Source organism: Thiothrix lacustris DSM 21227 (assembly GCF_000621325.1).
GTDB lineage: Bacteria > Pseudomonadota > Gammaproteobacteria > Thiotrichales > Thiotrichaceae > Thiothrix > Thiothrix lacustris.
Window position 1 is genome coordinate 95,382 of the sequence record NZ_JHYQ01000007.1, and the last position, 24,675, is coordinate 120,056.

Sequence of the window (24,675 nt, forward strand, 5' to 3'; positions counted from 1 at the left end):
TATCCTCAAGCCTTGGTGATACGGCACAGGCTGCATTTGGTTTCTTGCATCTGTGTTACTGAGTCGTAACCGTAAGTGAAAACTGTATTACAGGCTTCACCCAGCACAATCGGGTCAGCGCCTTCCGGGTATTTCGCGCGTAAATCCTTGCCCTGGAAGTGCCCGCCGAAGTGGAACGGGGTAAATGCCACGCCGACGGCTACCCGTTCAGTCACCAGCGCCTTGATGTTGATCTTGCCGCCTTCGGGGCCTTCCAGCCACACCATGTCACCGTCTTTTACCCCGGCGTTATTGGCGTCACGCGGGTTGAGTTCGACGAACATATCCGGCTGCAATTCTGCCAGCCACGGGTTGGAACGGGTTTCGTCGCCGCCGCCTTCGTATTCCACCAAACGCCCAGAGGTGAGGATGATGGGGAAGTCTTTCGAGTAATCCTTGGCCTGAATCGAGCCGTAACGGGTCGGCAAGCGCCAGAAGGATTTACGGTCTTCGTAAGTGGGGTATTTTTCCACCAGATCGCGGCGCGAGGTGTACAGCGGTTCGCGGTGGATGGGGACTGGATCAGGGAATGTCCACACAATGGCACGCGCCTTGGCGTTGCCGTAAGGGGCGCAACCGTGTTTGATGGCCACCCGCTGGATGCCGCCGGAGAGGTCGGTTTTCCAGTTTTTGCCTTCGGCAGCGGTTTTTTCCTCGGCCGTGAGGTCATCCCACCAGCCGAGTTTTTTCAGTAACTCGTCGGTGAACTCGGGGTAGCCGTCGGTGATTTCTGAGCCTTTGCTGTAAGAGTCTTCTGCCAACAGGTTGACACCATTGCGCTCGACGCCAAAATTAGCGCGGAAGGGCATTCCACCTTCTGCCACCGACATGCTGGTGTCGTAGAGGTTGGGGGAACCGGGGTGGTTCATTTCCGGTGTGCCCCAGCACGGCCACGGCATTCCGTAGAAGTCACCGTCACACGCGCCGCCGTTGGCTTTCAACGAGGTGTAATCGAATGTGCCCCAGTTTTGCTGGTGCTTTTTCATGCGTTCCGGGCTTTGTGCGGTGTAGCCGATCGTCCACATGCCCCGGTTGAATTCGCGGGTAAGGTCTTCGATCACCGGTTCGCCATTCTTAACCTCGATGTGTTTGAACATTTGCTGGTCGAAACCCAGTTTCTTGGCGAACAGGTACATGATGGTGTGGTCGGGTTTGGACTCGAACAGCGGTTCGATTACCTTGTCACGCCATTGCAGCGAACGGTTGGAAGCCGTCACCGAGCCGTAGGTTTCAAACTGGGTGCAGGCGGGTAGCAGGTACACGCCATCAGTACGGTCGTGCATGACAGCGCTGATAGTGGGGTAAGGGTCGACGACCACCAGCATTTCCAGCTTTTCCATCGCGGTTTTCATTTCCGGCCCGCGTGTCTGGCTGTTGGGTGCGTGCCCCCAGAAAAACATGGCGTGGATATTGTCTTTTTGGGCGATATTGGCCTTATCTTCGAGCACGCCGTCGATCCAGCGGGAAACGGTAATGCCGCTGGTTTCCATGACCGGTACGTCGATTTCTTTACCCTCTTTGTCCTTGCCTTTTTCGTAGCTGCTTGGCTCGAAACGACTCTTGATCCAGTCGTAATCCAGATCCCAGACTTTCGCCCAATGCTTCCAAGCACCGGCAGTCAAACCGTAATAGCCGGGCAGGGTGTCGGACAGCACGCCGAGGTCAGTTGCGCCCTGTACGTTGTCATGCCCCCGGAAAATATTGGTGCCACCGCCGGATACGCCCATGTTACCGAGTGCTAACTGGAAGATGCAGTAGGCGCGGGTGTTGTTGTTGCCGATGGTGTGTTGTGTACCACCCATGCACCAGATGAAAGTGCCTGGGCGGTGTTCAGCCATGGTTTGCGCGGCTTTTTTGACTTGGGCTTCGGGTACGCCGGTGACTTTCTCGACTTCTTCCGGTGTCCATTTGGCGACTTCGGCCTTGATCTCATCCATGCCGTAGACGCGCTGACGGATGAATTCCTTGTCTTCCCAGCCGTTCTGGAAAATGTGCCACAACATGCCCCATACCAGTGGTACGTCCGTGCCGGGGCGCAGTTGCAAGTATTGATCAGCGTGCGCAGCCGTGCGGGTGAAACGCGGGTCAATCACGATGACGGGCGCGTTGTTCTGTTCCTTGGCAAGCATGATGTGTTGCAAGGATACGGGATGCGCTTCCGCTGAATTCGCCCCAATGATCAGGATCGCTTTGGAATTGTGGATGTCGTTGTAGGAGTTGGTCATCGCCCCATAACCCCAGGTATTGGCTACCCCGGCGACGGTGGTCGAGTGGCAAATACGTGCCTGATGGTCGAGGTTATTGGTTCCCCACATCGCCGCCATTTTGCGGAACAGGTAAGCCTGTTCGTTGTTATGTTTGGCAGAACCCAGCCAGTACACCGAGTCAGGGCCAGATTTTTCGCGAATTTGCAGCAGCTTGTCGCCGATTTCGTTGATGGCTTCATCCCATGAAATCTTTTTCCACTTGCCGTCGACCAGCTTGGTGGGGTACTTGAGGCGGCGTTCGCCGTGGCCGTGTTCGCGGACTGCCGCACCTTTGGCGCAGTGCGCCCCGAGGTTGAAGGGATGGTCGAACGCGGGCTCTTGCCCTGTCCACACCCCGTTTTTCACTTCGGCAATAATGCCGCAGCCGACTGAACAGTGGGTACAAATAGTACGGACTTCTTTGGTGTCACCGCCTGCTGTGGGGGCATCTTCCGCTTGTGCTTTGCGCATCATGCCAGCACTGATGCCGGTGGCGAGCATGGCTCCGCCTGCCATCAGGCTGGAATTGCGCAGGAATTCACGGCGATTGATCGACTTGATGCCGAGGGTCTGCGTGGCTGGCTGGATGGGTTGGTCGCTGATTTTGCGTAGTTTCATGGTCTAAATCCTCCAACCACATCAATGTGCGGCAGTTTTGTAATAAGCGGCGATATGGGGAGTGAGCCGGTAGCCTGTCTTTTCTTCTGGTTTGGCGGCAACGGTTTCCGTGGCAGCTTCGGCTACGCCGGGCAGGGTGGCTAGCAAGGTTGCACCCGCGCCCGCAGCAACCGTGCCCCGCAGGAATTCACGGCGGGTGGTATGGGGTTGCTGTTTCTGATCACTGTTCTTCATGCTCTGACTCCTACATCTGCATACTGAAATACTGTTGTTCAAAACGGATGAACGCACCGCCTGTCTGTGCTACCGACTGATAGAACGAGGCCGCTGTCGCTCCCTGCAAGTCGCCGAAAAACCTTTCCAGCCAGTTCACCATGTGCCGCTGGAAGAACCCCGCTTGCTGCGTAAACTCGGCCTGATCTTCGATCAGCATGGCCATGACTTCGCACAGGGCGGCGGCGTGGTCTTCCGGTTCGTGTACGTTGGGGTCACGTTCAAACCCCAGTCGGGCGAGTTCCTGACGTAACTGACCCAGCGGTTTTTCCATCAGGAAGCCGGTCAAATACCACGAGCCGTAGGGAACCACTTCGCCTCTACCTAGCCCGATGAATAATGCATGGAACTCGTCATCAATCATCATCGGGTCGGCGTGGCGGGCGGCTAGCCCCAGCCCAATCAGCGCGGTTGCCAGTTCGTCATTACCATTGGTCATATTGGCCAGTTGTTGCACGTAATCGAGGATGTCGCTATCCGGTGGTTTACGTAACAACGCCGCCAATAAACGGTAGGTGTTGGCGCGGTAAATTTGCTCCGGCTCCTGCGTGCGAACAAACAGACTGTTCTGGTTCATTGCGTCTCCTTTCCTTCTTTAGTAGGGCAAGTTCCGTACCAGTTTTGGCGGTAAAAGACTGCCCGATAACACCAGCGGGTCAGATCAAATCTGCCCATTTGCCCAGTAGCGGGACATTTTGTCTGTGTCAGTGGCGAAATGACCGGGACATTGTGTCGCCCATCGCGTCAGGGTCTTGCACCACATCCACCACCCGGCAGTTGTCGCACATTTCCAGCCGTTTGAGGGCGCGGGGATCCTGAAACATGGGGTGGGAAGCCAGTTTGCCGAGCATCATTTTGATCGCGCTTTGGCTGCCAAAGGGTTTGCCGCAACGGATACAGCAGAACGGTTCTTCCTCGTGGAGGGTGCGGGTCAGGCGGCGCTGTGCGTGGTCGGCAAGGTAAAGCGGTTGTAGGGTAATGGCCTGTTCCGGGCAGCCATTGGCGCACAAGCCGCATTGCACGCAGCGGTCGGGGTGGAAGCGCAGTTGTGGCTTGTTGGTGCCGCCGTCGATGGCTTTCAGGGGGCAAATGGTGGCGCAGGCCATGCACAGGGTGCAGGCGTCCTTGTTGATGTTGAGTAGGCCGAAGGGTGCGCCTTGCGGTAGCGGGATTTCGGCGCTGGGTTGTGGGGCATGTTGGTAGAGGTGGTCAAGCGCTACCGTCCATTGCAGGCGTTTGTCATTCATGCCGCCTTGGGTGGAGGAGGGGAATGTCGGCATGACCGGGGCGGGGCTGATGCCATCCGCTGGCGTGCCGACGGCCAGCCATTGAATCGCATCGCTGGCATAGCCTAGCCCCTGCAATTGCGCGTGGGCGGTGGCGAGTTGCTGTTGCAAGGTTTGGCGGCTCAGTTCGGGCGTGGCGTCTTCGTCGTAGAGCAGCACTTGCGAGGCACCGAAACTGAGAGCGGCGAACCACAGTTCCGGGCTGGTACTGCCGAGTTCTTCCACCGGTAAAGGCAGGATATTGGCAGGTAAAGCATCCAGCGACACCGCCATTTCGCTGCGGTGGAACAGAATTTTGGGGGCAATGCCACCCGCTTCCCGGTACGTGCGCAACATGACCCGCAACTGGTCAACGCTGTGCGCCGGGGAGGGGTACTGGTAACGGATAGCACCGCTGGGGCAGGCCGCCGCGCAAGCGCCACCGCCTTGACACAGTTGCGGGTTGACTTCGATTTTTGTGCCGATGGAAATGATTGCTTCCGCCGGGCAAGCGTCAATGCAGCGGGTGCAACCCTTCAAGCCGCTGCTGCTGTGGGCGCAAAGACTGGGGTTGTAGTGGAAATAACGTGGCTTGCTGAATTCGCCGATCAGGTCGGGAAGTTCGGCTAGCGTAGTGGCAAGCGTTTCCGGGCTGGGGGCGAAATAGCCGGGCGGTTGTATGCCGCGTTGCAGGGTAGGTGTGAGTTGCAGGTCGAGGATCAGGTCAGTTTGCAGGATGCTGCCTTTGCCATCCTCACTGTTCAAGCTGATGCTGAAAGCCCCTAAATACCCACTGATGTCGATGCTGCGCCCAGCCAATGGCGTAACCACTTGCTTCAGCTCTGTGTTCACGGCTTCCGTCAGCAGCATGTGCGGCTTGAGTGTCTCCGGCAATTGTGCCGCGATTTCCAGCGCTTCCGCCCCGCCAATAATCAGCACCCGGCCTTGCGACTGGTAAGCAACCGAGTCGGTCACGGCTTGTGGGTGTTGTTGCAAACTGGCGAGCGCCTGCTGGCGGGCGGCGAGTAAGGTGTCGTGGGTCATGGCGTTTGTTTCCATCAGGGATTCCAGTTGTGCGCGGGCAGTGCGTTGCAGGTGGTATTTCATGTCGGCAGTGATCAGGTTGCCGAGTGGGGCGAATGTGGTGTAGTCGCCGCAGTAGTCATTGAGCGGGTCGATGACGTTGAATTCGGGTTGGTGGAACAGCTTGCGTAGAGCCGATTTGCGTAAGGATTCACTGACTTTGGCAGAAAAGAAGCCGCTGTAGTCGGAGTCGAAACCCAGTGTTTCCAACGGGGGCATATCGGCATCGGTGAGTTCGGGGGGCGCTGCGGGCGGCGCTTCGGGGGGCGTTGCGGGTTCTGCTTCTGGCTTTTCAGCGTCGGCGGTTTTGGTTTCGCGCTTCAAGCGTGCCCAGCGTCCGAGAAAGTTTTCATCGCTCATCGTTAATGTCCCCGGTCGTTGTCGTTTTGCCAGTCGGTCAGGCGGCGTTTTTTCTTTTTTTCTGGCGCGTAATGTTCCAGCACGTAGGCTTCTGTCCAGCGGTAGAGTTCGGGCGGAATCGGTACGGCATACACTTCCGCGCTGCCTTGCAGGTAGGAATTGGCTTCGTCGAAACTGAGGGTGACGATGTATGGGGAGGGCGTGCCGTCAGCCGCGAGGTTGGCGATGATGTAGCAGCCCGGTTGCGGCGATTGCAGGTTGTGGTAGTAACCTTCGCATTCGTCGCGGTGCAGGCTGACACTGAGACCGGGGTAAAGGTATTGCTGGATGCCGTCCTGTTCGTGCAACAGGGTAACGGTGTGGTGTTCATTGGTACCGACCACCACGCCGGTGGCTGTCCAATAGGCATCAGCCCAGCGGCTGATCGACGGGCGTTTTTCCAGAATGACGGATACCGCCAGCCGTTGGGGTAAAAGGGGCGCATCTTGCAGGGTTGATGGATTCACGGTTTTCCTCCGAAAGCGTTCTTTAAAGACTTGAGCAAGTTACGTGCCAGCGGGCGAAGGGGGGAATAAGTCGGTTTGGCGGTGTTTAATGCGGGGGTGTTGGGTCATTTTGTCCGGTTTGGCCGTTGGATGTGGGTCAATTTGTTACGTTCTGCGCTTGAGGGGAATGTATTCCTGCGGGTTTGAAGGGGCGGTATGGTTCTTGCTAGAGGACAATACAGCAGACGGAGAAAATTGAATGAGCAGCACTGCCCACCCCACCCAACTGGTTGATCGCTTTGGTCGTCAGATTACTTATGTCAGGTTGTCGGTCACTGACCGTTGTGACTTGCGCTGCGTGTACTGCATGTCTGAAGACATGACCTTTGTACCACGCGAGCAATTGCTGACGCTGGAGGAAATAGCGCGGCTGGGCAAAGCCTTCGTCGCTCTCGGCGTGCATAAACTTCGCATTACCGGCGGTGAACCGCTGGTACGTCGCAATATCCTCAAGCTGTTTGAGGATTTGGGGCAATTGGAGGGCTTGCGTGACCTGACCGTCACCACTAACGGCACGCAGTTGACCCGCTACGCCAAAGACTTGAAAGCGGCAGGCGTGACCCGCGTCAATATCAGCCTTGATACGCTGGATGCAGAACGTTTCCACAAACTCACTCGCCTCGGCGACATCAGCAAGGTGCTGGCGGGGATTGATGCGGCACTGGAAGCCGGTTTCCAGCGGGTCAAGCTGAATGCGGTGGTGCTGAAACACCGTAACCACGATGAAGTCACCGATCTGGTTAATTTCGCCCACCAACGCGGCATGGACATCAGCTTTATCGAAGAAATGCCGCTGGGCGTGATTGGCGATCATGACCGTGCCGAAGCTTATTATTCCAGCGATGAAATCCTCCGTGATTTGCGGGGCACAATGGCATTGCATGAGGTAGAGGACAATACCGGCGGGCCTGCACGCTATTTCCGACGCGGGCATACGGATAGCCGGGTGGGGTTCATTTCGCCACATAGCCACAATTTTTGCGATACCTGCAACCGGGTGCGGGTCACGGCGGAAGGGCGTTTGCTGCTGTGCCTGGGGCAGGAACATTCAATGGATTTACGCCGCGTATTGCGTGCCAACCCCGGTGATGATGCCAAGCTGCGCGAAGCCTTACTGGCGTCGATGGCGCTTAAACCCAAGGGTCACGATTTCGACCTGCAAGCCCAACCGGTTATTTTTCGCCATATGAGCGCCACTGGAGGTTAATCATGTCTGAGCCATCTGTCACTGCGTATCCGCATTTGAGCAATGCTTCGCTGGATACCACCATCTGTGTGCAGCCGGTGGATGAATACGGGCAAACGCGAGAAGGCTACATTTCTGCGGAACGCCCGCTGACGATTTACCTCGACAAGCGCGAAATCCTTACCCTAATGACCATGGGCAGCCAGCCGGAATTGCTGGTGCTGGGTTGGTTACGCAACCAGAACCTGATTACCGAAATCGCCCAGCTCAAGGCGATTCAGGTGGATTGGGAAACCGAATCGGTCGCTGTCACCACCTTTCAGGGCGTGGAGGGGCTGGATGAAAAGCTCGGGCGCAAAACCGTCACCACCGGCTGCGGACAGGGAACCATGTTTGGCAACCTGATGGACAGGCTGGATCAGTTGCAACTGCCCGCCGTCACGGTGCAGCAGTCGCAGCTTTATGACACCTTGCACGCGCTCACCGAATACAACGAAATCTACCGGCGGGCGGGGGCGGTGCATGGTTGTGCGCTGTGTGCGGGCACTGACATCCTTAGTTTCGTGGAAGACGTGGGTCGGCACAATGCGGTTGATAGCATCGCCGGGTACATGTGGCTGCACGGCATCAGTGGTGGCGACAAGCTGTTTTACACCACCGGGCGGCTGACCTCGGAAATGGTCATCAAGGTGGCGCAAATGGGCGTGCCGGTGCTGTTATCGCGTTCTGGCGTGACTGAAATGGGGCTGGAGCTGGCGAAAAAGCTGGGGGTAATCCTCATCGCCCGCGCCAAAGGGCGGCATTTTCTGGTGTACAACGGGGTGGAGCGGGTGGTGTTTGATGCCATGCCTCGGCGTGTGGAAGCGGATGCATGAATCAGGCTACCTACATGAGCGTCAAGCAGGTTGCTGATTACTTGCAACTGAATGAAAAGAAAGTCTACGAATTGGTGCGTGATAACCAGATTCCAGCCACCAAGGTGACAGGCAAATGGCTGTTTCCGCGTACTTTGGTGGATCGTTGGCTGATGGAATCGTCCTATAACGGTTTGCTTAGCGACCGGCTTTCCATTGTGGGTAGTGACGATCCGTTGCTGTATCGGGTGGCAATGGCTTACACCAATGCGGTGGGACCCAATGCGCTGGTCAGCTATTTTCCGACCGGCACTAGCATGGGCTTGAAGCTGTTGCACATGCGCCGCGCGGATGCTTGTTGCTTGCACTGGGGGCCGAATGAGGAAAGCGGTTTGCGTCACCCGGCCTTGCTGCGCCAGTTTCGGCAGGCGGATTTGTGGGTGTTGGTGCATTTGTACCGGCGTGAACAGGGGCTGATGTTGCACCCGGAGGTGTTGGCACGGGTTGGGGGGGATACGCAGCAAATTTTTCGTCAGGAATTGCGCTGGGTGGCGCGGCAGCAGGGTTCGGGGTCGCAGCGTTTTTTGATGGAAATACTCAGTCGTGCCAACCTCAGTTTGGACGATCTGGACATGCGCCAGACAGCTTATTCCGAACGCGAGGCAGCGGCGCTGGTGTCAATGCGTGAGGCGGATATTGCGCCGGGGGCGAAGGCAGCAGCCTTGGAAAACGGGTTGGCCTTCATCAGCTATGGGTGGGAGTCGTTCGATATTGCCTTGCCGCGTAATATCTGGTTCCGGCATTTGTTTCAGGGGCTGTTGCAGCGGTTGCGCTCGGATGTGACCCAGCGCATGGTGCTGACGTATGAGGGCTATGATTTGAGCGAGACGGGGAAGCTGTTGTGGGGGGAGGATTAAGCGGCTGAACCAAGAAAACGCAGGTCAGGGGAGAGCCATGACCCGCGTCAAGTCGCGAGGAGGAGGAAACTTAGAAGAAGCCCAGCGGGTTGATGTCGTAGCTGACCAGCAGGTTTTTGGTTTGCTGGTAGTGGTCGAGCATCATTTTGTGGGTTTCACGGCCTACGCCAGATTTTTTGTAGCCACCGAAGGCTGCGTGCGCGGGGTAGAGGTGGTAGCAGTTAGTCCATACACGGCCTGCTTGGATGCCACGCCCCATGCGGTAAGAACGGTTCATGTCACGCGTCCACACGCCAGCACCCAGACCGAACTCGGTGTCATTGGCAATAGCCAGCGCTTCCGCTTCGTCTTTGAAGGTGGCCACCGACACGACTGGCCCGAAGATTTCTTCTTGGAACACGCGCATATTGTTGGTGCCTTTCAGCAGGGTAGGCTGGATGTAGTAACCTTCGCAGTAATCCGCCGCCATGCTTTCAACTTCACCGCCGGTAATGACTTCCGCGCCTTCTTCCTTGCCAATCTGGATGTAGCTGAGGATTTTTTCGTACTGCTCTTGGGAGGCTTGCGCACCGACCATGACTTCCGTATCCAGTGGGTTGCCGCGTTTGATTTGTGCGGCACGCTCGATCACCATGCCGATGAATTTTTCGTAGATGGATTCTTGAATCAACAGGCGTGAAGGGCAGGTGCAAACTTCGCCTTGGTTGAAGAATGCCAGTACCGCGCCTTCGACTGCTTTGCTGACAAACGCATCTTCATGATCCAGTACGTCTGCAAAGAAGACGTTAGGGGATTTGCCGCCCAGTTCTACGGTGGAGGGAATGATGTTTTCCGCCGCGTATTTCATAATCAGGGAGCCGACCGGGGTAGAGCCGGTGAAGGCGATTTTGGCGATGCGTTTGCTGGTGGCCAGTGCTTTGCCTGCTTCTACGCCGTAGCCGTTGACGATGTTCAAGACACCGGCTGGCAGTAAGTCAGCGATCAGTTCCATCATGACCAGAATGGAGGCGGGGGTTTGTTCTGCCGGTTTCAGTACCACGCAGTTGCCTGCTGCGAGTGCGGGCGCTAGTTTCCAGCACGCCATCAGCAGCGGGAAGTTCCACGGGATAATTTGACCGACCACGCCCAGCGGCTCATGGAAGTGGTAAGCGACGGTGTGTTCGTCGATTTCACCCATCGTGCCTTCTTGCGCCCGCAAGCAACCTGCGAAATAGCGGAAGTGATCGGAGGAAAGTGGCACGTCAGCGTTCAGGGTTTCGCGCACGGCTTTGCCGTTGTCCCAGGTTTCGGCGACTGCCAGCATTTCCAGATTGGCGTCGATGCGGTCAGCGATTTTCAGCAGGATATTGGAGCGTGCGGCTACGGATGTTCTGCCCCACGCGTCTTTGGCGGCGTGGGCGGCATCCAGTGCCAGTTCGATGTCTTCGGCGCTGGAGCGCGGGATCTGGCAGAACGGCTTGCCATTGACCGGGGAAATATTGTCGAAGTATTCACCGTTTACCGGGGCAATCCATTCGCCGCCGATGAAGTTGCCGTAGCGTTCTTTGAAGTTGATGACGGCGCCTTCGGTATTTGGATTTGCGTATTGCATGGTTCTTCTCCTCTCTCAATGACTGGTCTGAATCAAGTAAAGCCGAATCCTCTGTGCGGCTCTTGTGGATAACATAATCTATCAAGGTTGGATAAAGGTTGGTGAAACGGAAAGGTTGGCAAAAAGTTAGCGATTTCCCAACACAGCTTCCGCCAGACAAAGCCGTGCCCATACTTCAACAGGGTCATTCTTGTTAACCAGATGCCCAAACCGCTTACGTACCGCAACCCCCAACCAGCGTTGCACCGCAAGGTTAGCCTCGCCAGAATGCGGATATTTCCCCAATCGAAACGCCAACAATTCCACCAAGGTGCTGTCGACGGACACCATTACCGAATCATTTTGAAAGTAAATACGGTATTGAACTGGCATGGCTAAGCATTTAATCGTCGTTGTTGGTAAAACACTTCACATTTAAGTGACGGGGAGAATGACGTAGAACCACATTAAAAAGCATTATTAACGGTGAACAATAGAAAAAAAGCAATCAGAGCATAGCCGTGATTGCTAAGGGACAAATCCTAAGAGGAGTGACTTGTGCTACAGAGCCTAATACGATGAATCGCTGAGTGGATATTAACCGAAAACAAGTGCCATGAGGAGGTAATTGGAGGTCACGCCTATGCTTTTCGCGTATACCATGTTCCCCGCGCCTGCCCGTGCCGTAAGATGAAGCCATCTGCCAATAGTTGCGCAATACGGAGTTTCAGGGTTGCCCGTGGGGTTTGGGTCAGCTCTTCTGCCTGCTTCATGGTGATGCGTTCTTGTGTGGTGAGGTATTCAAGGATTCTGACGCTATCAGCAGGCAAGCTTTCCCAACCACGGTTATCTGCCATCTTCGCCGCTAAGTGGTCTTTCTGAGCTTTCAAGGAGCGCAGGAAAAACGATAGCCACGGCAGCCAGTCGGGGTTTTCTTTATCCAATGAGCCTTGGGTACGACGTAAAGCAAGGTAATAGCTGTCTTTATTGCGCTCGATAATGCTTTCCAGCGAGGTGTAAGGTATGTAGCTGTAGCCTGCTTGTAGCAGCAACAGCGTTACCAATACGCGTGATAGCCTGCCATTGCCGTCTTGGAACGGGTGTATGGCTAAGAACACTACGTTGAATATGCCAACAGTCATCAGGGGGTGCTGGCTGCGGTCTTCCAAGGTTGCCCGTGTCCATTCCACCAGTGCCTGCATTTCCCTTGGCGTGTCAAATGGAGTGGCTGTCCTGAATATCACCCCTAGGCTTTTGCCTGATTCGTCGAAGGCTTCCACATGGTTGTTCAGGGTTTTGTATTGCCCCCGATGACGTTCATCTTTGTCGGAATGGCGCAGCAGGATGGCATGAAGCTGTTTCAGATGGTTTTCTGTCAGGGGGATGTCAGCATAGCTTTGGAAAATGGTTTCCATTGCCTCTGAGTACCCGGCAACCTCTTGTTCATCACGGGTCTGGAACGATTGCCTGCCAATATTCCCCAGCAGCTTTTCGACCTCGGCATCACTCAACTTTGACCCTTCGATACGGGTCGATGAGCCGATGCTTTCCACCGTTGCCACTCGGCGCAAGGCTTCCAAACGTTCTGGGGTTAGGCCGTGGATGGCTTTCCAGCCGCCTCGGAATTCGTCGATTTCGGCAATGAGCTTGAGCATTTCTGCGCTGATGCTCAGGGAATGGGTTTTCATCGGAATAGCCAATAAGTCGTAAATAGTTAGCCGATATTAGCCAATATTAGCCAATAAGCAAGTTTGGTAACGTTCCCGTTCCTGCCGTGAAAATCCCATACCGGCAATGTTATGCGGGGCAAGGTGTTCAAGGTCATAGCGCAGACCAGTCACACCCAGCCGTTCGCGGTTATCCATCGGCAGGTAAGTGGTGAATTTTCGCCATATCACAACGGCCAAAACCACAATATCGCTGGAATGGATACGCACCCCGCCAGAATATTCATCGGAATACCGATCTTCAAATAATCCATCACCCGATAACCGCCGGGTCCATACACCATCAAATTGGTTTGGTAGCCAATCGGCGTCATGAAACTGGCGGAAGCCGCAAACATGATGGCAATCGCAAATGGCATAAAATTCACCCCCATCTGTTCCGACACGGCACTGCAAATAGGGAACATCAACACGGCGGCCGCATTGTTGGTAATGACTTCCGTAAACAGCGAAGTCATTACATAAACCATCACCAAGGCCATCAGCGGGGTGAGATGCCCACCGGACATCAGGCTTTCCGCAATCCATTGGGCAGCCCCGGTTTTATCCATCGACTCACCCAGCGCAAACGAAGCACCGACGACCGTTAACACCGTAAAATCAATGGAACGGCGTGCCAACCCCGCATTCAGGCAGCGGGTGACTAACATCACGCCTGCCGCCAGCCATGCTGCTTGTAAAATGGGAATAATTTCCAAGGCACTGAGCACCACCATTGCGGCTAGAACACCCAGTGCCAGTTGGGCTTTTTGGAAATTGGGCGGGCTGGAATCTTCTAGTGCACTGACCAGCAGAAAATCCTTACGGAAGCTGTACTGTTTGGCGAACTCTTTTCCCGCCTCCATCAACAGGGTATCGCCCACTTGCAAATGGGCGTTCAAGCCCTTGTCAGGCAAGGTATCGACACCGCCGCGTGAAATGGACAGTACCACCGCCTGATAAGAGCCGAGGAAATCGCATTCTTGCAAAGTCATCCCCAGAAACGGGAATTCAGGGCCAATAACGGCTTCCACCAAGCGGCGTCTGAAATGCACAATACCGAGTTTGTGGATGTCTTCATTGGCAGGCTTCAAGCCCTGAATGCTGCGCAATTCGTGGGCGCAACGCGGTGCGCCAATGAACGAGAGCCGATCACCCGCTTGTAGGATGAAATCCCCCGGCGGACTTTGGGTCACTTCATCGGCGCGTTCCAGTTCTGCCAAATAACCGTAGCCGAGGTTGCTCAAGCCCGCCACGGATAAGGATTGCCCATGCAATGCCCCGTCTTCGACAATCATTTCGACGTGGTATTCACGCACTTTGTCCAAGCCTTCTGCCACACCCGCGCTGTCGGGCAACAGGCGATTGCCGAAGAGCAACAGGAAGCCGCCACCCGCCAGTAAGAGAATCAGCCCCACGCCGCTAATGTCAAATACGCCTAAGCCCTCGTGCCCGCTTTTTTGCAGCAAGCCATTCACCACCAGATTGGTGCTGGTGCCGATCAGGGTGCAAGTTCCCCCCAGAATGGCGGTATAACTGAGGGGTAACAACAGTTTGGAAGGCGGGATTTTCAAACGCTGACACCATTCCTGAATGGCAGGAATCAACATCGCCACCACCGTGGTATTGTTCAAAAAAGCACTCAAGGCCGCCGTCGGCAATAACATGCGGAACTGTGCCCCGCGCACACTCGACGGTTGCCCCAGTAATCGCCGGGTAATGCACTGGATAGCGCCAGTTTCCCGTAACCCCGCAGCCACAATGTACAGCGCGGCAATCGTCATTAACCCGGTATTGGCAAAACCCGCAAACGCTTCTTCCGGTTTGAGTACGCCGCTTACCATCAGGATGATGAGTGCGGCCATCAGGATCAGGTCGGGGGAAATCCGCGACAGCGCCAGAAAACCCAATACACCCAATACCAAGCCAATCGCTAGAATCCCTTCCCAACCCATGTTGTGTCTCCTTTAAACAACCATTCCGGCACCGACCGTATTATTCGTGCTCTCATCAATCACGATGAATGCACCCGTGCCACGATTATCCGCATACGCATCCACAAACAGCGGTTGTGCCAGCTTGAAGGTGACGTTGGCAATGTCATTCATCGCTAACTGGTTCACCGGCTGCTTATCCAGCGTATTCACATCCACGCGCCAGGCAATGTCGGCGACTTTGGCCTTGGTGTCGCGGGTGGTATGGCGGATCAGGTAAGTACGCGCCCGATCCAGCGGGCTTTCTGCTAACCAGCAGACGGTGGCGTTCAGTTGCTTGGTCTGCGTGGGCAAGTCAGTGGCTTTCACCAGCATATCGCCGCGTGAAATGTCGATTTCATCCGCCAATAATACGGTGACGGATTGTTCGGTTTCCGCTGTGGTTAACGGTGTTCCACCCAATTCAAGCGCTTTGACCGTGCTAGAAAGGCCGGAGGGTAATACCGTCACGCGCTCGCCCACACTCAGGCTGCCGGATTCCACTCGCCCCATGAAGCCCCGGTAATCATGCAACTGTGGATTGCTGGCATCCTGCGGGCGGCACACGTACTGGACGGGGAAACGGAACGCCGCTGCATGGCGTTTTTGCGCACTTGGCGTGGTTTCCAGAATATCCATGAGTGTTTGGCCTTGATACCAATCCAGCTTGTCGCCACGCTCCACCACCATGTCGCCATTGAGGGCGGAAAGCGGCATGAATTGCACGTCACGGATACCCAATTGTTCGGCAAAATCCAGATAATCCCGCTGGATTTCCTCGAAACGCGCCTGGCTGTAATCCACCAAATCCATTTTATTCACCGCCACCAGCAAATGCGGAATCCCCAGCAAATGCGCCAGATACGAGTGCCGCCGGGTCTGGGTTAAGACACCTTTCCGCGCATCCACCAGAATAATCGCAAGGTTGGCGGTGGAAGCCGCCGTCACCATATTGCGAGTGTATTGCTCATGCCCCGGCGCATCGGCAATGATAAATTTGCGCGTGCCGGTGCTGAAATAGCGGTAAGCGACGTCAATGGTGATGCCTTGTTCACGTTCGGCTTGCAAACCATCGGTGAGCAGTGACAGGTCAACCTCCTGCATTCCGCGCCGTTGCGAGGTTTTGGTGATGGCACTCAAGGTGTCCGCCAAAATGGCTTTGGAATCGAACAGCAAACGCCCGATCAGGGTACTTTTGCCATCGTCGACACTGCCGCAGGTCAGCAGGCGCAACAAGCCGTGGTCTTCAAGCGGATGTGTCATTAGAAATAGCCCTCTTTTTTACGTTGTTCCATCGCGGCTTCGGATGCTTGGTCATCCAGTCGGGTAGCGCCGCGTTCAGTAATGGTGGTGGTCGCGGTTTCGGCAATGATTTTTTCAATTGAATCTGCATCAGAAATCACGGGTGCAGTGCAGGTAATGTCGCCGACAGTACGGAAGCGTACTTGCAGGTCGATGATTTCCTCACCCGCTTGCGCCGGGGTAATGTCGGTCACGGGTACGATCGAACCTTGGCGGTACACAATCGGGCGGGTGTGGGCAAAGTAAATGCTGGGTAATGCCAATCCTTCGCGCTCGATGTATTGCCACACATCCAGCTCTGTCCAGTTGGAAATCGGGAAGGCGCGGATGTTTTCACCCTTATGGCTGCGGGCGTTGTACAGGTTCCAGAGTTCCGGGCGCTGATTTTTCGGGTCCCATTGCCCGAATTCGTCGCGGAAGCTCATGATGCGTTCTTTGGCGCGTGCTTTTTCCTCATCACGGCGTGCACCGCCAATGCAGGCATCGAAACCGTGCTCTTCAATGGCTTCCAATAAGGTGACGGATTGGTGCTTGTTACGCGATTCCGTCGGTGATTTGAGCACGACCGTGCCGCGCAGTATAGAGTCTTCTACGGAGCGCACGATCAGACGTTCACCGATGTCAGCGGCTTTGCGGTCACGGAAGGCGATGACTTCGGGGTAATTATGCCCGGTGTCGATATGCAGCAAGGGAAAGGGGAAACGTCCGGGGCGGAAGGCTTTTTCCGCCAGACGCAGCAGACAGATCGAATCTTTGCCACCGGAAAACAGCAAAGCCGGATTACTGCATTGCCCTGCTACTTCGCGTAGGATGTGGATGGCTTCAGCTTCCAACCAATCGAGGTGGCTGAGAAGCCGCCGCTGTGGTTTGAGTGTGTTGAGGAACATGGCGTTATATCCTGAGTAAACGTGAATACGACCTAGTATCCGTGAACTTCTTAAGTTAAAAAAACGATATAATTAGATGTTAATATCTAATAAAAAGATTAAGAGGAGGAGAAAATGACAACTGCTGTCTTTATTAAGACCCCTAAAGGCGTTGAGGAAGTGGAAACCAAAGCGAATGGCTTGTCGATGATCCAGCGTTGGGTGCTCATTTCCATTGATGGCAAACGCACCTTTGCAGATCTCAAGACATTGCCGCGCGTGAATGACTTGGAGGGTATTCTGACTTTCTTGGAGACAGGTGGTTATATTGCCCCGGTCAGTACCCCGGCAAGCGTGGGTTCCGACATGGTTAAGCAAGCGCCTAATACAACCCTTTCTATCTTCCGACCCTTACCGGCCACCGTTGACCCCAAGACGTTCGGCATGGCAAAAAATTTTATGATCAATACCTTAAATGCTTTTTGTGGGTCATATGGCGCCACTGCTTTGGTAAGAAGTATTGAACATTGCCAAACCCATGAGGAGCTGCGTGCCCTGTTTGATCGTTGGCATGAGGATATTGCTAATACCCGCCAAGGACAAAAACAGGGCAAGGATTTGCAGAAAAAGCTACTGGATGTGCTTTGAGGCAAGGTAGCCTTTGCGTACTACAAAATCCCCAAGCGGTTCACTTTCGATGCGTTTGGCGGCGAATTCAGCCAGCAAACCATCCAGTGTGTTGAGGATGGCGGCTTCATCCAAATTCTCGCGGTACAGCGTGTTGAGCCGATCACCGTTGAAACTGGCACCGAGATAAAGGTTGTAACGCCCCGGTGATTTGCCGATCAGGCCGATTTCACCTAACACTGAACGCCCGCATCCATTGGGGCAGCCGGTCATGCGGATTTTGATTTCATCATGACGCAAGCCGTGTTTATCCAGCGACACTTCCAGTTTGCTGATCAGTTCCGGCAAATAACGTTCGGCTTCGGCCATGGCTTGCGGGCAGGTATTCAGTGCCACACAGGCGATGGAGTTACGCCGTAAGCCAGATAAGTGACTGGCATCTGAGGCATAGCCGTGCGTTTGCAGAATACTTTCCACCGTGCCGATGTGTTCTTCGGATACTCCGGTCAGGATCAGGTTCTGGTTGCCTGTCATGCGAAAACCGCAGATATTTTGCGCGGCGATTTCCCGCAAGGCTGTTTTCAGGTGATGGGTGTCATTATCCAGCACGCGCCCGTATTCCAGCCGTAAACCCAGGTGCCATAAGCCATCGGTGGTGGAACGCCAGCCGAAACGGTCGCCCGTGGTCTCAAATTCAAACGGACGTACTTTGCCCAGTGCAAACCCCAGACGGGTATTCAACTCCCGCTTGAACCAGTCCAGCCCGTGCCGGTCGAGGGTGTATTTGAAACGCGATAGCTTGCGGTCTTGGCGATTGCCATAATCACGCTGGATGGCGACGGTGTGGAAACACACGTCCAACACCTGTTCCGGCGTGCAAAAACCGATGGTGGATGCCAAGCGTGCGTAAGTATCTTCGCGCCCAAACGTAAACCCTAAACCTCCACCGACCGCAACGTTGAAACCTGCCAGTTTGCCGTTTTGCTCAATCGCTATCAGGCCGATGTCGTTGGCGTACACGTCCATGTCGTTGAATGGCGGAATCGCAATGGCAATCTTGAATTTGCGCGGCAGGTAATGCTTGCCGTACAGCGGCTCGATTTCCTCCGCTTCACCGCCTGCCACCAGCGTTTTGCCTTGTTCCTCGTCCAACCAGATTTCGTGGTAGGCACGCGACTGGGGCAGCAAATGGTCGCTGATCTTTTGCGCCCACGGGAACACTTCCGCATGAAAACTCGACAGCGTGGGGTCGGGTGTACACATCACATTGCGGTTCACGTCGCCACACCCGGCAATGCTGTCTAGCAAGGCTGCATCCATCGCCTTGATGGTGTTCTTCATGTCGAACTTGATAATGCCGTGAAACTGCAAGGCTTGGCGCGTGGTAATGCGCGAGGTGCCATTGCCGTAACGGTTGCTGATGTCGTCGAGTTTGACCCATTGCTCAGCGCTCAAATCGCCGCCCGCCACCCGCAGGCGGATCATGAAGGAGTACGCCGGTTCGAGCTTTTTATCCTGCCGATGCAGACGCACATCGCGGTTATCCTGCATGTACGAGCCGTGAAATTTCACCAGTTGTACATTGTCTTCGCTGATCGCGCCGGTGATCGGGTTGTGGAAATCGTCTACCAGATTACCGCGCAAGTAGTTGCTGCTATCCTTGATGTGTTCGACCGCAGAACCGTTAGGGGCAAGCGCGTTGAGGGGTTTGGGTGTCGCTGTATGTTCCATTAGGCTGCCTTTTTCAAGGGGTTGCGTGTGCCATCGTGCAGGCCGCATTCCTGATTGTGGGATTCCCACCACCAGCGCCCGGCACGTTCGTCTTCGCCTACTGCCACGGCGCGGGTGCAGGGGGCGCAGCCAATACTGGGGAAAAGTTCATCATGCAGCTTGTTGTAAGGGATGTCGTATTGGCGGATATAGCCCCACAATTGCGCGGTGGTCGCATTCAGCAGCGGGTTGAATTTCACCAGATCGCGTTGTTCATCGCGCTCAAACAAACCCATGTCAGCGCGGAAACTGGATTGTGTTGCCCGTAACCCCGTGATCCATACCTGTGCGCCGGTGAGTGCGCGGTTGAGCGGTTCAATTTTGCGGATGGTGCAGCATTCTTTGCGATTGCCGACCGATTCGTAAAGCGCGTTGATGCCTTTGAGGGTGACGTAATGCTCAATCGCGGCGGTTTGCGGGTAAAACACTTTGATCGGCTTGCCGTACTTGTTGCGGGTTGCGTCAAGCGTGTCGTAGGTTTCTTTGAAATTGCGCCCGGTATCCAGCGTGAATACCTCGATGTCGAGATCGTTACGGAAGATGGCATCAGTAATCACCTGATCTTCCAGCCCCAGACTGGTGGAAAAAGCAATGCGTCCGTCGAAGCGTTGGCGCAAGGCAAGCAGGGCTTCGTCCAGTGTCAGGTCGTGGAAATCAGCGTGCAAGGTTTGCAGCGGTGCGGTTGTTAATGTCATGGTCTTGTGCCTCATGGAAAGTGGATGAGGCGCAGTATCCCTGAAACGTTAAAGCGAAAAAAACGATATAATTCGATATGAATATCTTGAAAATGGATTTAATCGATGAGAAATTTAACTATTTCTAGTCTTTTTAGCTCTTTTTGAGATATTCATATCAGATAATATCACTTTTTTCGCTCTAAAGTTTCATGGATACTCGGCGGCATTCATCACTTTTGAAGGAGTGGCACACATGCTGCTAAGCCCACAACAATTCCAGCAAGTATCCGGTGCTGTCCGTGATCTCACACCCACGCAACTGGCTTGGGTCAGCGGTTACCTCTCCGGTTTAACGACCCAGCAGGCATTGCCGACCCCTGCTATTGCCGCCCATACCCTGAAAACCACCATCCTTTACGGTAGTCAGACGGGGAACGGCAAGCGGGTTGCCGAGCAGTTGTATGCCCGCTTGCAAGCCCAGACTGCCGAGGTGTCGTTACACGATGTGAAATCCTACCGCCCACAGCAACTCAAGCAGGAACAGCGTCTGATTCTGGTGATCAGTACCCACGGCAATGGTGAACCGCCGGATGATGCCCGTGCGTTTTTCCAGTTTCTGCACAGTGAGCGTGCACCACGCTTGGAAAAGTTGGAATACGCCGTGCTGGCCTTGGGTGACAGCAGTTATGAGGATTTTTGCCAGACCGGCCTGTTATTGGATCAGCGTCTGGCGGAACTGGGTGCAACCCGTTTGCTGGAGCGGGTGGATTGCGATGTGGATTTCAGCACCACCGCCAGTACGTGGCAGCAAGCGGTGCTGGAGAAAACCCCCGCTGCTGCTGCCGATAACAGCATTCACTTTGCCCGTAACCCGTTGGCAGCCGCGATTGCGCCTGTGTCTGCGCCAGCGTACACGGCGGAACACCCGTTTCAGGCTGAAGTGCTGGGGCGGGTGGTGTTAACCGATGATGATTCCGCCAAAGAGGTGTTGCATCTGGAATTGTCGCTGGAAGGTTCTGGTATCCACTACCAACCCGGCGATATTCTGGCGGTCAGCGTGCCGAACCCCCCGGATTTGGTAGAGAAGGTCTTGGCTCTCAGCGGTTTGCACGGCGGTGATGCGGTGCTGGTGCGGGGCGAAACAAGGACGCTGCAAGAGGCTTTGCGTGGGCATTACGAACTTTCCCACCTGACTCGGCGGCAAGTGCAAGCCTATGCCAAGTTGATTGCCCACTCGGCATTACAAGCGGCGGCAGAGGATAAAACGGCCTTGCAAGCGTGGCTGGCAGCGGCTGATTGGGCGGATTTGCTGCACGAATTTCCCGGCAAGCTGGCGGCGCAAGCGCTGGTGGATGTGCTGCGCCCCTTGCAGGCACGTCAATATTCGATTGCTTCCAGCCCTGTCGCGCACCCGGATGAGGTGCATTTGCTGGTCAAGCGGGTACGCTACGATTTTCAGGGACGTACCCATTGGGGAACCGCATCCAATGCGTTAGCGGGCTTGCAAAGTGGTGATGCGGTGGCAGTGCATTGGTTGGCGAATCCGCATTTCAAGTTACCGACGGACTCGGAGACACCGCTGATCATGATTGGGGCGGGTACAGGTGTGGCACCTTTCCGCAGTTTCTTGCTGGAACGTGATGTGCAGGGGCTGCGTGGCAAAACGTGGTTGTTTTTTGGGGAGCAACGTTTCCGCAGTGATTTTCTGTACCAAACCGAATGGCAGCAATTGCTGGCCAATGGCACGCTGGAACGCCTGAGCGTGGCGTTTTCGCGGGATCAGGCGGAAAAGCAGTATGTGCAACATCGGCTACGCGAAGCAGCGCGTGAGGTGTATCAGTGGTTGCAAGCCGGGGCGCACGTGTACGTGTGTGGTGATATGCACGGCATGGCGAAGGATGTGCATCAAGCTTTGCTCGACATTGTGGCAGAGCAGGGCGGGCTGACTGCCAGTGCCGCCGCTGCCTTGCTGGAACAATGGATAGGCGAGCGACGTTACCAGCGGGATATTTATTAAGCGTTAGGGCTTATTTGAATACCACGGTTTTATTGCCATCCATGAACACGCGGCGTTCGATGTGCAAGCGCACGGCTTTGGCGAGGGCGCTGTTTTCCAGATCGCGACCGAGGGCTGCGAGAGCTTCCGGCTGGTAACTGTGGTCGACGCGCTCGACGGATTGTTCAATGATGGGGCCTTCGTCCAGGTCGGAGGTCACGTAATGCGCGGTTGCACCGATCAGTTTCACGCCACGGTCATAGGCTTGGTGGTAAGGGCGTGCGCCCTTGAAGCCGGGCAGGAAAGAGTGGTGGATATTGATGCATTTGCCGGTGAGTTTGCGGCAGGTGTCGTCGGATAGGATTTGCATGTAACGCGCCAGCACCACCAGTTCGGCTTGGGTTTCGGCGACGATTTCCAACATGCGGGCTTCCTGTTCGGCTTTGTTGGTTTTGTCGACGGGCAGGCAGATGAAGCGGATGCCTTCGCGTTCTACCAGCGAGCGCAAGTCCATGTGGTTGGAGACCACGCAGACCACGTTCATGTTCAGGTCGCCCTTGTTTTTGCGGTACAGCAAGTCCACCAGACAGTGGTCGGCTTTGGATACCATCAGGATGACGCGAGTCGCACGGGTGGCGTTGGTAATGTGCCATTCCATCGCGAAGTGGCTGGCAATCGCTGTAAATTGCTGGCGCAGGGCGTCGATTTCAGGCGATAACGCCGCAGCGGGGCGGAACATGATGCGGCAGAAAAACCGTTGGGTCATTTCATCATCGTATTGCGACATTTCGGTGATGTAGCACTGCGATTCCGCCAGAAAGCCGGTGATGGCGGCGACAATGCCAGTTTTCGCCGGGCAAGTGACGGTGAGGATATAGGTTTCTGCTGTCATGGTCTTGATGCCGTTAGGTTATTTTCTTGTAGAGTAAATCCCAGACGCCATGCCCCAGTTTTAAGCCCCGATTCTCAAACTTAGTCAGGGGGCGGGTATCAGGGCGCGGTGCGTAAGGCGGTTCCGGCGCAAGATTAACAAAGTCGGGGCTGGTTTGCATGACTTCAGCCATGTGGACGGCGTAGTTTTCCCAATCAGTGGCCATGTGGAATACACCGCCCGTCTGCATCCGCGAGGCCAGCAGGCTAACGAAGGGGGCTTGCACGATGCGGCGTTTATTGTGCTTGCTTTTGTGCCAAGGGTCGGGGAAGAACAGTTGCACCCGCTCCAATGAGTTCAGTGGGATGCGCTTTTGCAGGATCTCGACCGCATCCGAATTCAGCAGGCGCAGGTTTTGCAAGCCTTGTTCGCCGATCAGTTTCAGCAAATGCCCGACGCCGGGGGTGTGAACTTCAATGCCGATGAAGTCACGTTCCGGCGCGGCGCGTGCCATTTGTGCGAGGGAATCACCATTGCCGAAGCCGATTTCCAGCGTCACCGGGGCAACCCGCCCGAACAGGCTGGGGAAATCCAGTGGCGTGTCGGTGGTTTCAATCCCGAAGACTGGCCATAGGTTGGTCAGGGCTTCTTCTTGCGCCTTGGTGCGACGACCTTGGCGCAAGACGAAACTCTTAATGGTACGTGGGTGTTCTGCTGATTCCATGATACTGCCCGTTGCTTAGAAAAAAGTACCTTCCAGCGGGGAAGACGCTGATGCGTAACGCTTACGCGGCATCCGCCCTGCCAAGAAGGCTTCACGCCCGGCTTCAATGGCCTTTTTCATCGCGGAAGCCATCAGCACTGGGTTTTTCGCACCGGCAATCGCGGTGTTCATCAGCACGCCGTGGCAACCCATTTCCATCGCAATCGCTGCGTCGGAAGCAGTGCCGACGCCTGCATCGACAATGATCGGCACTTTGGCATTTTCAATGATTTCTAGGATATTGTACGGGTTGCGGATGCCAAGGCCAGAACCAATCGGTGCGGCCAGCGGCATGACGGCAACACAGCCGATTTCTTCGAGTTGGCGGGCAATCAGCGGGTCATCGCTGGTGTAAACCATCACGTCGAAGCCGTCTTTTACCAGAATTTCAGCTGCTTTCAGGGTTTGGATGGTGTCTGGGTAGAGGGTTTTGACATCGCCGAGCACTTCCAGCTTGACCAGATTGTGGCCGTTGAGCAGTTCGCGTGCCAAGCGGCAGGTGCGCACGGCGTCGTCGACGTTGTAACAGCCTGCGGTATTCGGTAGCAGGGTGTATTGGTCGAGCGGGATGACGTCCAGCAGGTTGGGTTCATCCTTGTTCTGGCCGATATTGGTACGGCGGATGGCAACGGTGATGATTTGCGCACCACTGGCTTCCGTGGCGGCTTTGGTTTCTGCTAGGTCTTTGTATTTGCCAGTGCCGACTAATAGGCGTGAAGAATATGCCTTGCCTGCAATGGTGAGGGTGTCATTTTGCATAATGGGTGCTTCCTTGTTTAGCCGCCGCCGATGGCGTGGACGATTTCAACCGTATCCTGAGGCTGGAGGATAACGTTGTCAAATTGGCTGCGCGGCACCAGTTCTTGATTGACTTCCATAGCCAGACGCTTGCCTTGCAAGTCAAGAATGACCAGCAATTGCGCCACTGTCGTGCCTTCCGCGATGAGGTGCGGGGTTCCGTTGACGAGTATTTCCATCACGCTATCCGGTTGATTGGGGGAGGCAGTATTACACCATAAGCGGGCAGGTCTGTCAGTGTATTCACTGTCGCGGATAAGCGTTGGTCGTATGAATTTGGGGGTATGCGCGAAATATTATAGGGTTAACGAATGAAGATGAGTGTTCTTTACGATTTAAAAAATTATCAGTCAAAAATAACAACAATGAG

The 24,675-nt window shown here is 55.2% G+C and carries 23 protein-coding genes; 5 read left to right on the forward strand and 18 right to left on the reverse strand.

Annotation, left to right across the window (positions count from 1 at the left end; all coding sequences use genetic code 11):
• Positions 1–5: 5 nt before the first annotated feature.
• The 5 genes from Q394_RS0104890 to Q394_RS19195 all read right to left on the reverse strand — a co-directional run bounded on the left by Q394_RS0104890 (position 6) and on the right by Q394_RS19195 (position 6,390).
• Positions 6–2,903 (reverse strand): formate dehydrogenase subunit alpha, encoded by a 2,898-nt coding sequence (locus Q394_RS0104890; RefSeq protein WP_028488285.1) that lies wholly within the window; start codon positions 2,901–2,903, stop codon positions 6–8.
• 21 nt (positions 2,904–2,924) lie between these two features.
• The gene (locus Q394_RS19185) at positions 2,925–3,137 is read right to left on the reverse strand and encodes a twin-arginine translocation signal domain-containing protein (RefSeq protein ID WP_038140536.1); all 213 of its coding nucleotides are present in this window, start codon (positions 3,135–3,137) and stop codon (positions 2,925–2,927) included.
• A 10-nt stretch (positions 3,138–3,147) separates the two neighbouring features.
• Positions 3,148–3,753, reverse strand: coding sequence for a TorD/DmsD family molecular chaperone (locus tag Q394_RS0104900; protein ID WP_028488286.1), 606 nt, complete (start codon positions 3,751–3,753; stop codon positions 3,148–3,150).
• 127 nt (positions 3,754–3,880) lie between these two features.
• The gene (locus Q394_RS19190) at positions 3,881–5,884 is read right to left on the reverse strand and encodes a DUF3306 domain-containing protein (protein ID WP_051542829.1); all 2,004 of its coding nucleotides are present in this window, start codon (positions 5,882–5,884) and stop codon (positions 3,881–3,883) included.
• Between the two features lie 2 nt (positions 5,885–5,886).
• Positions 5,887–6,390, reverse strand: a complete 504-nt coding sequence (locus Q394_RS19195; protein WP_051542830.1) for a DUF3305 domain-containing protein — start codon at positions 6,388–6,390, stop codon at positions 5,887–5,889.
• A gap of 238 nt (positions 6,391–6,628) precedes the next feature.
• On the opposite strand from Q394_RS19195, the gene moaA reads away from it, so the two are divergent.
• From moaA to Q394_RS0104925, 3 genes are read left to right on the forward strand one after another with little or no spacing between them, the layout of a single operon-like run.
• Positions 6,629–7,636, forward strand: a complete 1,008-nt coding sequence (gene moaA / locus Q394_RS0104915) for a GTP 3',8-cyclase MoaA (RefSeq protein ID WP_028488287.1) — start codon at positions 6,629–6,631, stop codon at positions 7,634–7,636.
• A 2-nt stretch (positions 7,637–7,638) separates the two neighbouring features.
• Positions 7,639–8,490, forward strand: coding sequence for a formate dehydrogenase accessory sulfurtransferase FdhD (locus Q394_RS0104920; protein WP_028488288.1), 852 nt, complete (start codon positions 7,639–7,641; stop codon positions 8,488–8,490).
• Positions 8,487–9,386 carry a helix-turn-helix transcriptional regulator gene (locus Q394_RS0104925; RefSeq protein WP_028488289.1) on the forward strand — a complete coding sequence of 300 codons (900 nt, stop codon included), beginning with the start codon at positions 8,487–8,489 and terminating at the stop codon, positions 9,384–9,386. Before Q394_RS0104920 ends, Q394_RS0104925 begins: the two co-directional genes overlap by 4 nt.
• A gap of 70 nt (positions 9,387–9,456) precedes the next feature.
• Here Q394_RS0104925 and exaC read toward each other — a convergent pair whose 3' ends face one another.
• The 7 genes from exaC to cysD all read right to left on the reverse strand — a co-directional run bounded on the left by exaC (position 9,457) and on the right by cysD (position 16,824).
• Positions 9,457–10,977, reverse strand: coding sequence for an acetaldehyde dehydrogenase ExaC (exaC, locus tag Q394_RS0104930; protein ID WP_028488290.1), 1,521 nt, complete (start codon positions 10,975–10,977; stop codon positions 9,457–9,459).
• Positions 10,978–11,103: 126 nt separating this feature from the next.
• Positions 11,104–11,349, reverse strand: a complete 246-nt coding sequence (locus tag Q394_RS0104935) for a hypothetical protein (protein WP_028488291.1) — start codon at positions 11,347–11,349, stop codon at positions 11,104–11,106.
• 248 nt (positions 11,350–11,597) lie between these two features.
• A complete protein-coding gene (locus Q394_RS0104940) occupies positions 11,598–12,644 on the reverse strand; it encodes a Fic family protein (protein WP_028488292.1) in 1,047 nt (348 codons plus the stop codon).
• Positions 12,645–12,680: 36 nt separating this feature from the next.
• Positions 12,681–12,854 carry a hypothetical protein gene (locus Q394_RS22280; protein ID WP_156946738.1) on the reverse strand — a complete coding sequence of 58 codons (174 nt, stop codon included), beginning with the start codon at positions 12,852–12,854 and terminating at the stop codon, positions 12,681–12,683.
• Positions 12,851–14,617, reverse strand: a complete 1,767-nt coding sequence (locus Q394_RS0104950) for an SLC13 family permease (protein ID WP_028488293.1) — start codon at positions 14,615–14,617, stop codon at positions 12,851–12,853. The genes Q394_RS22280 and Q394_RS0104950 overlap by 4 nt, the downstream gene beginning before the upstream one ends.
• 12 nt (positions 14,618–14,629) lie before the next feature.
• On the reverse strand, positions 14,630–15,898 hold the full coding sequence (gene cysN / locus Q394_RS0104955) for a sulfate adenylyltransferase subunit CysN (RefSeq protein WP_028488294.1): 1,269 nt from the start codon (positions 15,896–15,898) through the stop codon (positions 14,630–14,632).
• A complete protein-coding gene (cysD, locus tag Q394_RS0104960) occupies positions 15,898–16,824 on the reverse strand; it encodes a sulfate adenylyltransferase subunit CysD (protein ID WP_028488295.1) in 927 nt (308 codons plus the stop codon). The genes cysN and cysD overlap by 1 nt, the downstream gene beginning before the upstream one ends.
• Before the next feature lie 114 nt (positions 16,825–16,938).
• Between cysD and Q394_RS0104965 the strand changes: the two genes are divergently transcribed.
• Entirely contained in the window at positions 16,939–17,451 is a 513-nt protein-coding gene (locus Q394_RS0104965; RefSeq protein ID WP_028488296.1) for a hypothetical protein, read from the forward strand.
• Here the strand turns inward: Q394_RS0104965 and Q394_RS0104970 are convergent.
• Both Q394_RS0104970 and Q394_RS0104975 read right to left on the reverse strand, forming a co-directional pair.
• The gene (locus tag Q394_RS0104970; RefSeq protein ID WP_028488297.1) at positions 17,434–19,161 is read right to left on the reverse strand and encodes an NADPH-dependent assimilatory sulfite reductase hemoprotein subunit; all 1,728 of its coding nucleotides are present in this window, start codon (positions 19,159–19,161) and stop codon (positions 17,434–17,436) included. The genes Q394_RS0104965 and Q394_RS0104970 overlap by 18 nt on opposite strands.
• Positions 19,161–19,895: a phosphoadenylyl-sulfate reductase gene (locus tag Q394_RS0104975; RefSeq protein ID WP_028488298.1), complete on the reverse strand. Its 735-nt coding sequence runs from the start codon at positions 19,893–19,895 to the stop codon at positions 19,161–19,163. Before Q394_RS0104975 ends, Q394_RS0104970 begins: the two co-directional genes overlap by 1 nt.
• A 235-nt stretch (positions 19,896–20,130) precedes the next feature.
• Here Q394_RS0104975 and Q394_RS0104980 point away from each other — a divergent pair, with 235 nt between their 5' ends.
• Entirely contained in the window at positions 20,131–21,894 is a 1,764-nt protein-coding gene (locus Q394_RS0104980; protein ID WP_028488299.1) for an assimilatory sulfite reductase (NADPH) flavoprotein subunit, read from the forward strand.
• Positions 21,895–21,904: 10 nt separating this feature from the next.
• Here Q394_RS0104980 and purU read toward each other — a convergent pair whose 3' ends face one another.
• From purU to thiS, 4 genes are read right to left on the reverse strand one after another with little or no spacing between them, the layout of a single operon-like run.
• The gene (gene purU / locus Q394_RS0104985) at positions 21,905–22,765 is read right to left on the reverse strand and encodes a formyltetrahydrofolate deformylase (protein WP_028488300.1); all 861 of its coding nucleotides are present in this window, start codon (positions 22,763–22,765) and stop codon (positions 21,905–21,907) included.
• A gap of 13 nt (positions 22,766–22,778) precedes the next feature.
• A complete protein-coding gene (gene trmB / locus Q394_RS0104990; RefSeq protein ID WP_028488301.1) occupies positions 22,779–23,468 on the reverse strand; it encodes a tRNA (guanosine(46)-N7)-methyltransferase TrmB in 690 nt (229 codons plus the stop codon).
• Between the two features lie 15 nt (positions 23,469–23,483).
• Complete coding sequence (locus tag Q394_RS0104995) at positions 23,484–24,266, reverse strand: thiazole synthase (RefSeq protein ID WP_028488302.1); 783 nt, start codon at positions 24,264–24,266, stop codon at positions 23,484–23,486.
• A 17-nt stretch (positions 24,267–24,283) separates the two neighbouring features.
• The gene (gene thiS, locus Q394_RS0105000; protein ID WP_028488303.1) at positions 24,284–24,484 is read right to left on the reverse strand and encodes a sulfur carrier protein ThiS; all 201 of its coding nucleotides are present in this window, start codon (positions 24,482–24,484) and stop codon (positions 24,284–24,286) included.
• Positions 24,485–24,675: the final 191 nt, after the last annotated feature.

Coding starts and splice junctions, on each gene's coding strand:
- Q394_RS0104925 (WP_028488289.1), top strand. CDS start 8,487: ATGAATCAGGCTACCTACATGAGCGTCAAGCAGGTTGCTGATTACTTG.
- purU (WP_028488300.1), bottom strand. CDS start 22,765: ATGACAGCAGAAACCTATATCCTCACCGTCACTTGCCCGGCGAAAACT.
- Q394_RS0104935 (WP_028488291.1), bottom strand. CDS start 11,349: ATGCCAGTTCAATACCGTATTTACTTTCAAAATGATTCGGTAATGGTG.
- thiS (WP_028488303.1), bottom strand. CDS start 24,484: ATGGAAATACTCGTCAACGGAACCCCGCACCTCATCGCGGAAGGCACG.
- Q394_RS0104890 (WP_028488285.1), bottom strand. CDS start 2,903: ATGAAACTACGCAAAATCAGCGACCAACCCATCCAGCCAGCCACGCAG.
- trmB (WP_028488301.1), bottom strand. CDS start 23,468: ATGGAATCAGCAGAACACCCACGTACCATTAAGAGTTTCGTCTTGCGC.
- exaC (WP_028488290.1), bottom strand. CDS start 10,977: ATGCAATACGCAAATCCAAATACCGAAGGCGCCGTCATCAACTTCAAA.
- Q394_RS0104980 (WP_028488299.1), top strand. CDS start 20,131: ATGCTGCTAAGCCCACAACAATTCCAGCAAGTATCCGGTGCTGTCCGT.
- cysD (WP_028488295.1), bottom strand. CDS start 16,824: ATGTTCCTCAACACACTCAAACCACAGCGGCGGCTTCTCAGCCACCTC.
- moaA (WP_028488287.1), top strand. CDS start 6,629: ATGAGCAGCACTGCCCACCCCACCCAACTGGTTGATCGCTTTGGTCGT.
- Q394_RS0104920 (WP_028488288.1), top strand. CDS start 7,639: ATGTCTGAGCCATCTGTCACTGCGTATCCGCATTTGAGCAATGCTTCG.
- Q394_RS0104940 (WP_028488292.1), bottom strand. CDS start 12,644: ATGAAAACCCATTCCCTGAGCATCAGCGCAGAAATGCTCAAGCTCATT.
- Q394_RS0104970 (WP_028488297.1), bottom strand. CDS start 19,161: ATGGAACATACAGCGACACCCAAACCCCTCAACGCGCTTGCCCCTAAC.
- Q394_RS0104950 (WP_028488293.1), bottom strand. CDS start 14,617: ATGGGTTGGGAAGGGATTCTAGCGATTGGCTTGGTATTGGGTGTATTG.
- cysN (WP_028488294.1), bottom strand. CDS start 15,898: ATGACACATCCGCTTGAAGACCACGGCTTGTTGCGCCTGCTGACCTGC.
- Q394_RS0104995 (WP_028488302.1), bottom strand. CDS start 24,266: ATGCAAAATGACACCCTCACCATTGCAGGCAAGGCATATTCTTCACGC.
- Q394_RS0104900 (WP_028488286.1), bottom strand. CDS start 3,753: ATGAACCAGAACAGTCTGTTTGTTCGCACGCAGGAGCCGGAGCAAATT.
- Q394_RS0104975 (WP_028488298.1), bottom strand. CDS start 19,895: ATGACATTAACAACCGCACCGCTGCAAACCTTGCACGCTGATTTCCAC.
- Q394_RS0104965 (WP_028488296.1), top strand. CDS start 16,939: ATGACAACTGCTGTCTTTATTAAGACCCCTAAAGGCGTTGAGGAAGTG.
- Q394_RS19185 (WP_038140536.1), bottom strand. CDS start 3,137: ATGAAGAACAGTGATCAGAAACAGCAACCCCATACCACCCGCCGTGAA.
- Q394_RS19190 (WP_051542829.1), bottom strand. CDS start 5,884: ATGAGCGATGAAAACTTTCTCGGACGCTGGGCACGCTTGAAGCGCGAA.